This is a genomic window from Virgibacillus alimentarius (genome assembly GCF_017874635.1).
In the GTDB taxonomy this organism is placed as follows: Bacteria; Bacillota; Bacilli; order Bacillales; family Amphibacillaceae; genus Virgibacillus_B; species Virgibacillus_B alimentarius.
This window is the reverse complement of record NZ_JAGIKX010000054.1, coordinates 1-9,576: the sequence shown is the minus strand read 5'-3', so window position 1 is coordinate 9,576 and position 9,576 is coordinate 1. Positions and strand designations below refer to the sequence as shown.

At 34.4% G+C, this 9,576-nt stretch carries 9 protein-coding genes, 1 other RNA gene and 1 other annotated feature; of the genes, 3 read left to right on the top strand and 7 right to left on the bottom strand.

What is annotated here, in order from left to right; genetic code table 11:
* Positions 1-195: 195 nt before the first annotated feature.
* Positions 196-2,550, bottom strand: a complete 2,355-nt coding sequence (locus J2Z81_RS15290; RefSeq protein ID WP_226371720.1) for a YhgE/Pip domain-containing protein — start codon at positions 2,548-2,550, stop codon at positions 196-198.
* Between the two features lie 213 nt (positions 2,551-2,763).
* Between J2Z81_RS15290 and J2Z81_RS15285 the strand changes: the two genes are divergently transcribed.
* Positions 2,764-2,925, top strand: coding sequence for a YjcZ family sporulation protein (locus tag J2Z81_RS15285; protein WP_084178944.1), 162 nt, complete (start codon positions 2,764-2,766; stop codon positions 2,923-2,925).
* A 197-nt stretch (positions 2,926-3,122) separates the two neighbouring features.
* Here the strand turns inward: J2Z81_RS15285 and J2Z81_RS15280 are convergent, their stop codons facing one another.
* A complete protein-coding gene (locus J2Z81_RS15280; protein WP_226371719.1) occupies positions 3,123-3,977 on the bottom strand; it encodes an SAM hydrolase/SAM-dependent halogenase family protein in 855 nt (284 codons plus the stop codon).
* 81 nt (positions 3,978-4,058) lie between these two features.
* Positions 4,059-4,328 (bottom strand) — a binding site (T-box leader).
* Positions 4,329-4,404: 76 nt separating this feature from the next.
* Entirely contained in the window at positions 4,405-4,566 is a 162-nt protein-coding gene (locus tag J2Z81_RS15275) for a uracil-DNA glycosylase family protein (protein WP_318842353.1), read from the bottom strand.
* Positions 4,567-4,675: 109 nt separating this feature from the next.
* On the opposite strand from J2Z81_RS15275, the gene J2Z81_RS15270 reads away from it, so the two are divergent.
* Positions 4,676-5,431: a YqjF family protein gene (locus J2Z81_RS15270; RefSeq protein ID WP_226371718.1), complete on the top strand. Its 756-nt coding sequence runs from the start codon at positions 4,676-4,678 to the stop codon at positions 5,429-5,431.
* Positions 5,432-5,533: 102 nt separating this feature from the next.
* Here J2Z81_RS15270 and J2Z81_RS15265 read toward each other — a convergent pair whose 3' ends face one another.
* Positions 5,534-6,973 (bottom strand): DHA2 family efflux MFS transporter permease subunit, encoded by a 1,440-nt coding sequence (locus tag J2Z81_RS15265; protein WP_226371717.1) that lies wholly within the window; start codon positions 6,971-6,973, stop codon positions 5,534-5,536.
* Between the two features lie 386 nt (positions 6,974-7,359).
* Here J2Z81_RS15265 and J2Z81_RS15260 point away from each other — a divergent pair, with 386 nt between their 5' ends.
* Entirely contained in the window at positions 7,360-7,563 is a 204-nt protein-coding gene (locus tag J2Z81_RS15260) for a hypothetical protein (protein ID WP_156947671.1), read from the top strand.
* A 676-nt stretch (positions 7,564-8,239) separates the two neighbouring features.
* Here the strand turns inward: J2Z81_RS15260 and ssrS are convergent.
* From ssrS to sspL, 3 genes are all read right to left on the bottom strand, one after another.
* Positions 8,240-8,432, bottom strand: a non-coding RNA gene (gene ssrS, locus J2Z81_RS15255) — 6S RNA.
* A 171-nt stretch (positions 8,433-8,603) separates the two neighbouring features.
* Positions 8,604-8,876 (bottom strand): sigma-G-dependent sporulation-specific acid-soluble spore protein CsgA, encoded by a 273-nt coding sequence (locus tag J2Z81_RS15250; protein WP_226374297.1) that lies wholly within the window; start codon positions 8,874-8,876, stop codon positions 8,604-8,606.
* Positions 8,877-8,881: 5 nt separating this feature from the next.
* Entirely contained in the window at positions 8,882-9,022 is a 141-nt protein-coding gene (gene sspL / locus J2Z81_RS15245) for a small, acid-soluble spore protein L (protein WP_084178947.1), read from the bottom strand.
* Positions 9,023-9,576: the final 554 nt, after the last annotated feature.

Genomic DNA, 9,576 nt, shown 5'->3' with positions numbered 1-9,576 from the left:
GTTGATTTTCATGAACTCCGGTTGATTTTCATGAACTCCGGTTGATTTTCATGAACTCCGGTTGATTTTCATGAACTCCGGTTGATTTTCATGAAAAAACGAGTGCCAGTGGCACTCGATTTTTTCATTTCATTTATTAGATTTTTCTTGCTACAAACTGTTCTATTAACTTATGATCCAACTCTTAATCGAACATTAATGGAATAATCCGGTTTCTTGCGATTTTTTCATTAATTTATTTGTGTGCTTATTAACAGGTTGTTTGAAGAATACACCAAATAAAATAAATCCAATACCAACCAACGATAGGAATATAATGTCACGAGTTGCACGACTCCAAACAATACCACCTACAGCTTCACGCATTAAATCTACAGCATAAGTAAACGGTAGAAAAGGATTAATTGCCTGGAAGAACTCTGGCAGCAGAACGACTGGATAAGTTCCACCCGATCCTGCAATTTGCAACACTAGAAGAACAATTGCCATTGCTTTACCAACATCACCAAATACAGAAACAACTGTATAAACAATAGCCATAAACACAAAGCTGGTCAATAAGCCGAATATTACAAACCAAACCGGAGCTCTTACTTCAACACCAATTAAAAATAAATCACCTAAGGTTACAATCAATGTTTGCAGGAGTCCAACCGTAAAAAATGTAAGAAACTTCCCTAAATACATTTGCTTACCTGTGTAAAGTTCTGGTTCTTTAAGATCGGTAGCTAATAATGAAATTAATAATAACGCTCCTACCCAAATTGATAACACTGTGTAGAACGGGGTCATACCAGTTCCATAGTTATCGATTGGGAATAATTTATTTTCATGGAGTTCAACTGGTTCTGCAAAAAAACCGCGCTCTGCTTCCGGATCATTTTTCAGGAGATTAATAATCTCATTGATATCTGTTTCATCTTGCAATTCTCTAATCCGATCTGCTAATTCATTCACTTTATCATTCACATATGGATATTCATTAAGCACCGATTCAAGTGAATCTTTACCCTCACCCAGATTATCATCTGTGCTTGATAGAATTTTACTTACTTCAGGAATTAGCTCTTGGACTTCTACCAAGATATTTCTAGCATCAGAAAGTGTTGATTTTGCGTTTGAAATTTCATTTAATACGGTTGGCTCGATATTTTCTTTATATTCTTTAACAAAATTGTCGATTCTGTTAGAAGTATTTGCGGTTATTTCTTGTAAATCGGCAAGCATGCTGTCTACTTCTTTTTTTGTATCCGTTAAAAAATCATCCACTTTACCAACGTTCTCTTGTATTTCATTCAAATCTTTTTTAATTGTAGCCAGTTTATCTAATGTTTCATCAATCTTTTGGTTCTGCTTCTCTTGAGACTGCTGCAGCTGATCATTAATTTGCTGGTTTATTTCTTCTTTATTTACCGAACCTTGGTCAGGACCCGAATTTCCATCCGGTGAACCACCTGTTTCCTTTTCTTCTTGATCATTTTCCTCTCCGTCTTGGCTTTCTTCTCCCTCTTGTTTCCCTCCTTGTTCGTTTTGTGGAATTTCCACTTCAATTTGTTTATTATTATGTTCTTTTAACTGATTAAGTGCCTGTTCAACTGTTTCGATTCTTTCTGTAGCTTCATTGATTTTTTCATTCATACCATTTTTTAGTTTATCTCCTAAACTAAAATCAATTTCAGCATTTTGAGCTTTTGTAATGAAATCATTAGCCTCTGATGCAATATTTTGCACCTTTTCCAAGTCTTCCTGTATCTGTGGGGCCATTTTATTTAATCTGTTTTCGGCCTCCTTCAGAAACTTATTTGTTTCATCAATAGTCGCTAAACCATCATTTGTTACACCCTCTGCATCAGGTACTAACCCTTGGGCTTTATCGATAACCCCTTGTGCATCATTTGCATCTGACAATGAATCATCAAGTAACTTTTTAATTTCAGGAAGCTTCTCTTCCACTTCAAAAACATAGTTTTGAAATTTTTCTATATCAGGAAGATCTTCTTCAATTTCAATACCAATTTTATTAAATATATCAAAAATGACGCCATTGACTGTTGATATAAATTCACTACTTATTTTATCAACGAGAACACTTGCCCCTTTTTGTGTAATTTTAGGAGCGATAGCGTTAATCTTCTCATTGACATAATACTCTATTTTCGCTTTTTTTGGATTGTCTTCAATAACTGTACCTAAGTTTTCGGAAAAATTCTCTGGAATAACGATGACCGCAAAGTAATCGCCGTATTCCACATTTTTCATCGCCTTATCACGATCAACAAATTTCCAATCCATATCATCATTGTTTTTAAGTGTGTCAACTAATTCATCTCCAACATGAATTTCTTCATCACGGACCGTTGCACCCTTATCTTCGTTTACAACACCTACTGGTATTTGATCTGTTTGTCCATATGGATCCCAGGAAGCTTTAATATTAAGCCAAGCGTAAAGTGAAGGCAGGATTATTAAACCGCCTATCAAAATAGCAGCTACCCAGTTCGTTCCAATATTTTTCATATCTGTTTTAAAAATATTCATGATGTTTTTCATAAATAACGTCCTTTTTATAAGATATTTTCTAAGAAAAATATGAATGATCATTCATTTATCGATAAAATTTTATGTAAGATGTTATTATAGCAATTTTCCTTAATGATTTCCAATCAAATTATTCTCTGCAGTTCATAAAGGCCCATTTTTAATTATTTTCATTCCCAAAATCCCTTTTTATACATAGATTAACATAACAAGGAGGGATAGTGGATGAGTGAAAAGCACAAGCATGAACATAAGAACATAGGCGGAGGATTTTCGTTTATCGTTGTGTTGTTTATTCTTTTAATCATCGTAGGAGCTGGTGGATATAATATTGGCGGCTATGGTGCTGGTGGCTATGGTGGATGCTGTGGATATGGAGGCTATTAATTAAGCCTCCATCATTTATTTTATGCAAACATCCCAGTTTTATATGAATGTAATTAAAACAGGTCTTCCATCTTCCATAACATTCATATTAAATAACTATAAGAGGTACAATCAACATATAATGAAGCATTATTTAGATTTAATCACAAATCTCTGTCCTTATATTATAGGGCAGAGAAATTTTTATTATAAAAAACTTATGATGATCTGCGCTCTGAAGTTTGTTGAATATTGATTTTCCAATTAGCCCCTGTTCCAATTTGATATGCCTTTGCAAATGAACCTTGGTTAATTGCAACCGCTATTTTATCAACCGAATTGACATATAATAAAGGTTCGCCCAAATGACTGTCAGCGAAGGAATGACCAAATACCATACGATGTTTGTATATTTGCTTATTATTATTTGTTATTATTACATCCAACTTATCGCCATATTGAATCCCTGCCTTCTTAAAAAGTGAGCGATCAATATTTGTCCATAGATTACCGAAGCGAACATCAAGAATATCGATAACTCCCAAAAGCATGTCTCTATCAAGACAGGCTTCTTGTTGATATAAAATGATAAGATCCTCCACGTTAATTTTCGGACCAACACCATCAAACGAAATAGCACCTGCTGCTAATCGCGCTCCTGTATACGCGTAAACATCACGCCCATGAAAAGTATAAGATTCACCTGATTTCGGTAATCGATTAACTGTTTCATCAATGATACGAACTTCTGAAATGCCAATATTTTTCTTAATATGTGTGAGTGTACCATTATCTGGTGTTACAATATATTGATTCTTCGATGTTTTAACAACAACACTTAACCGGTCAGAACCTACGCCCGGATCTACAACGGAAATGAACACGGTGTCTTCCGGCCAGTATGTGATCGTTTGATATAGTCGGTAAGATGCTTCCCAAATATTAAACTGAGGGATATGATGGGTCAAGTCAAAGATTCTTAATCCTGAATCTACAGAGATTGCTACGCCATACATTGCATTTACTGCACCATCACTTAGTCCAAAATCAGTTTGAATTACTAAATTATTCATATAATACCTCCATTATTAATGTTTGTAAAACAACTTATAATTATGATGAAAATTAAAAAACCACGTCCTTATCGACAATTCGATAAGGACGTGGTTGGATTTACGTGGTACCACCTTACTTCACTGCATATCTATAATACAGCCTCCATCAAGTACGCAAGTCACAGACTATTGATACTGTGGTATGTGATAACGAGTACCAATTCTCGTCGCAACCTAATCATTTACGCGAAATTTTCAGTACGAAACTCAGAGGCCATTGTTCAGATTCGTATTTTTACTTCTTTTCAGCTACCGAAGCTCTCTGTATAAAATAAACTAAATCCTACTTTCCCTCTTCCATGTTTTTAGCAGATATTTTTAAATATTAAAGTTATTATACGGAACAAACAGTTATTTTGCAAGGATTATTTTCGTCATAAATAATCTAAGAGTTGTCTCCATGCTTCCACTTTCTCCTCAAATGGTTTCGGGGATTACCGTAATATTCACGCTTTTTTAAGGACATTCCCCCAGGCATTGAACCGAGTATGATCACTTTTGGAGTCTTAGGAATGATAGGTGAAAACGAAATAAGTTTTTCAGACATAAACCGTTCTCTCCTCACAAATTAATGGTCATTTATTTATTATTTTCGTGTATAGCCAATTTGATCAGGATATACTATATTATATACCCAGTAGAGAGGAAGTTAAAATTTGTATAAAGAAATATTACAAACAACAAAACATAGGGAGTTCCCCACCCCTAAGCTACCATGGGTAATGACACAAAAATGGGAGCATGTATTATTTATACATTGGCCCGTTCCAAAAAAAATACTTAGAGAACATGTACCTTCAATTCTTGACATAGATACATATGACGGAAAAGCGTGGATTGGTGTTCTTCCATTTGAGGTGAGCGATGTGCGTATTAGAGGACTTCCAAGAATTCCTTTTTACAATTCTTTACTGGAAGTGAATGTAAGAACTTATGTTAAATACAATGGAATTAGCGGAACTTACTTTTTTAGTTTAGATGCAAATAAATTGGCCATCGTACTGGGGGCGCGAATGTTAACCCTCCCATATAAAAACGCAGCCATTAAAATTAAAAAATCTTCGCATATTGAATTCTTATGTAAACGCAGGGAATTAAAAATAGACCCAGCTATTTTTCAAGCAAGCTATAAACCTTTAACTAAAAGTTATTCGAATGCCATTCCTGGAACATTAGCTCATTGGCTCATCGAAAGATACCGGTTATGGACAATAAAAGGAAAAACATTATACCAAGGAGATATTCATCACAAGCCTTGGAGTCTAAGTCCCGTCACAGCGGAAATAAAAAGACACACATTAATTAATTTTTTGTCTGAATCCACTTGCAGCTCCCCGCCAGTTGTCCATTACTCCTTAGCACAGCGTGCTCTTATTTGGCCGTTACGAAAAATAGGTAGCATCTGTACTTAATTCTATTCTTTTTTTTATCCATTCGCCTCTCGTAAACCGAAAAAAGCAGCTCACCTACCCCAAAGTATCCAGCGAGTGAAACTGCTTTATATAGCACTAGTTTCACTCGTAGTTTTTTGCTATCGAATGATTTTGCTCCACCGCTTTCATATTATCTTTAATATAAAAGGATAACAAAAGACCAACAATCACTAAAGCAGTAGACATATAAAAGGATATATTTACACCATGAATCAATTCACTCGGTTCAGCTGACTCACCATTATCTAATGCAGTATTAGTCATAACCGTAATTAATATAGCAGTACCAATAGATGCAGCTACCTGACGCATTGTATTATTCATAGCCGTACCATGAGGGATTAATCGATTAGGCAATTGATTTAGACCGGCTGTTGTTGCTGGCATCATAACCATTGATATCCCTAACATTCGAATTGCAAAGACAACGGTTAAATAGGCAAAGCTTGTCGTTTCAGTTAAGTTTGTAAACATTAAAGTAGTAACCGTTATAATCGACAATCCAATAATTGTTAACCATCTAGCCCCTACTTTATCGAATATTCTTCCGTTAATGGGAGACATAAATCCCATTACCAGCGCACCTGGAAGAATCATTAGACCAGATTCAAAAGCTGTAAAACCTGCCATGTTTTGCATATAAATAGGTAATATTGTTTCAGCACCAATTAATGATACAAAGGCGATCATCGTAATAACAGTCGTTATTGCAAAGACTTTATTTTGAAAGACACGAAACTCTAGAATCGGCTGCTTTAATTTAAACTGCCGTAGTATAAATACAGTAAGTGAAATTGCCCCAATAGCTAATGATAAGATAACAAACGAGTTGGACCAACCGTAATTTCCCGCACTGCTAAAACCATACAATAGACCGCCAAATCCAAAAGTAGATAGCACAATAGATAAAATATCTATTTTGGGAGATGTTGGTGATGTTACGTTTTTCATTACAAAATAGGCAATAATGATATCGATAACAACTAATGGTAATACCACATAAAATAAAGCTTTCCAATGGTAATGTTCGATTAACCATCCGGAAAGGGAAGGACCAATTGCCGGTGCGAAAGCAATAACTAAGCCAATCGTTCCCATTGCAGATCCGCGTTTTTCAATAGGATATAGTAATAGTATCACGGTCATCATTAAAGGCAGTACAATTCCAGCCCCAGCAGCCTGAATCACTCTACCAACCATCAATAATGGAAAATTTGGAGCGACGAGGCAAAACATTGTCCCTAAGGCGAATATCATCATCGAGGTTAAATAGAGCCCTCGAGTAGTAAAGGTTTCTACCAAAAAGGCAGTAATCGGAATCATTATTCCATTCACGAGCATAAAAATAGTTGTTAACCATTGAGCAGTATTTTCAGTAAGATTGTATTCACCCATTATCGGAGGAATTGCCGTAACTAGCAATGTTTGATTTAATATGCTTAGAAATGCACCAGCTAATATTACAGCAACGATCGAAATTTTCTGAACGGGCTGCACGTTTTCTGCTTTATTATGGTTCATTACTTCAGCTCCTTATCCATTGCGTTGCTGCTCATAGCAGTCGAAATAAGCAGGTTTTATTAATTATATCTTTTAAATAAGTAATAATGAAAGGATTGCTACTACTGTATATTTCTTCAAACTTATCATTTACAACTCCTCTAGCGCATTTGAACTCCCCCATATCACAGTATATAATTTTGGCAACCTCATCTTTTTAATTTCATTTAAAAATTCATCATAGCCTCTAGTTAAGGAATCAAAAGCATAACAATCCATACGTTCCCGATATGCTTTCATTATCTGTGTTTTACATTCAAAAAAGATGATATATCCTCCAACATCTGCACAGTTCTGGAGAAGATGTGCTCACACAGATTGATAATATCCAGCAGGAAGCACAAGATATGATAGCTAATTGGGATGGAAGTTTGCCAAAGCCAATTCCAATGGTTCCTCGAGCACTAAAACTTAAAGAATTCATTGAGTGGGAAAAAACTCGTACAACAATCGCACAGGGAGAAATTCCATTTGGGGAGATTTTGAAAAAGTGGAACCGATTCAATTTACGAATAAAACAATATCTTTATTGGCTGTGTTGCTACGTTTGATTCGTACGCATTATTTAAAGAGATATATTTCATACTTAAAGAACATAACATTAAAATGATATAAATACCCCTTAGCTAAAAACCAAAACCAATACTGCAATCATAACTAAGGGGGAAACTACTGTACGTCTCAGTTCTTCGCTTGGTTTGGATGGAATTCGGGATGGATTAGCAATACACTTTTTCCTCCGGCTCCCGGTAAATAATTCTTGGAGAACGGTGGTAATTAGGATTTTCCTCCCCATATTCATTATCAGGGGAAAAAAACAAGACTAATTTCGTAGTAATTTACTTCCATTGATAATAAAGGCTCCATCAACAAAAATTTGATCCCCGTCTCAAGTAAAACATTCTTCGTTATCTTAGAGAAATTGTGATAAACAGTTCCTTGATAAACCTCTAAATTAAAAAAATCTGTACCTCGACACAATTTAGTTTACTGGCTAAATATTCCTTTGTCAACGACTTTTCTCATTATTGCAAAATATAGGAATAATAGATTACGACGTTTTTCCTCATAATTATATACATTACCACTTAAATTTATCTTTTAGTATGTTTAATTAAAACTAAAAAATCCAACTGTCCTAATATAAGACAATTGGATGCTGAATGGAGAGTGTATAAAACTAAAAGATCAGCTTCAATAAAGAAGCTGATCTGTTTTGTTTTAAATGGATAAGCCACTTATGCCGTAATTTGAAATATAAAAAGTTTTTAACCACCACTTCACAAAGTGGGTGTTTGCAGAAACCTTCCTGTCTTCCGCTACCATTTCTACGGCTCGACATTCCAATTTCGATATAAAACTCCCTATTTCAATACTTAGAGGTTAAAACTTCATATGATTACGTACATCGTAGCTTGTGTATATTATTATATAATTTTTCATCAGCAATTGCAATAGTCATATTCATAGAGTTCTTCCATAAGTCCGGAACGAACGTTTATTCACTTTTCTAGGACTTATGGAACATCAAAATGTCTATAAATAATAATACAATGATACGATTTACTTTTCAATGGTAATCTACACCATTTTAAAATAATAGTTCATAAATCTCATTCAGTTGATGGGTGCGGATAGTATCCTTAGCGCTGTTTGCGTAATTAATTTCTTCTTTTAATAACGAATCTAAGTAGTCCACTTCTTTTGCATCTAAATTTTGAACAAATTCCTCCTCAGTTTTGTAGTTTTGCGTTTCAATTTTTTGATAAATGGCTAGTCCTAATTCATCTTTTGTATAATTGGCTAATGATTCACGCAAATATAAAAGTGTATGTTTTATGGTTTTCACCCCGTCTACTTTCACAATTCTTAAATCTTTGTATTCTTTTTCTTAGCGCGGTCTTCAAGTTGCGATTTTGGTTGATGAATTGCTTTATCTTCTGAAAGACCTTGAGAATTTACACTTCTATTTATTCTTTTTTTACTCCAATTATTTTGCTTCTCGCTCACTTTAAAACACCTCCTCTGCCTAGTGTTTCAAAATCATCTCTATCTATTCAGATACTTTATCCATTTCTCTATTCCCCCTAAAAAAAACACTTCTCCTAAGTGTTTACAAATTCATATTCCTAATTTCAACAAAGAGTTCATTAAAAGATTATAATTTCTGTTTTTTTCATATATATATAGTAGGAGGTGGAAATAATGAATAAATTTTATTTTGGCTTTTTTTCATTTCTGTTCTTTATTGTCACTTTTCTCTCTCTGCTTGTAGCTTTGATTAAATAATCTACTTGTAATCTACGCACTTAGTGTGGGGGCACTAGGTGCGTTTTTCCCTACATGTTTATCATATACATATTGGATAGAAAAAATGAATAATTTTTCTACATCAAAGGTATTTTATATATTTTTTCTACTATGAAATATAATGCGAGAGCGCCTTATTTCTTTTGAAAGTCTTTTTTAATAAAAGTAAGCGTAAAATAGTCCACACCTATTTCTAGATGTGGACTAATGTTATGCTTTATTTAGATTTATTTGGTACACGACATTCTTCTGGA

Coding starts and splice junctions, on each gene's coding strand:
- J2Z81_RS15285 (WP_084178944.1), top strand. CDS start 2,764: ATGAGTGAAAAGCACAAGCATGAACATAAGAACATAGGCGGAGGATTT.
- J2Z81_RS15290 (WP_226371720.1), bottom strand. CDS start 2,550: ATGAAAAACATCATGAATATTTTTAAAACAGATATGAAAAATATTGGA.
- J2Z81_RS15265 (WP_226371717.1), bottom strand. CDS start 6,973: ATGAACCATAATAAAGCAGAAAACGTGCAGCCCGTTCAGAAAATTTCG.
- J2Z81_RS15260 (WP_156947671.1), top strand. CDS start 7,360: ATGATAGCTAATTGGGATGGAAGTTTGCCAAAGCCAATTCCAATGGTT.
- J2Z81_RS15280 (WP_226371719.1), bottom strand. CDS start 3,977: ATGAATAATTTAGTAATTCAAACTGATTTTGGACTAAGTGATGGTGCA.
- J2Z81_RS15275 (WP_318842353.1), bottom strand. CDS start 4,566: ATGTCTGAAAAACTTATTTCGTTTTCACCTATCATTCCTAAGACTCCA.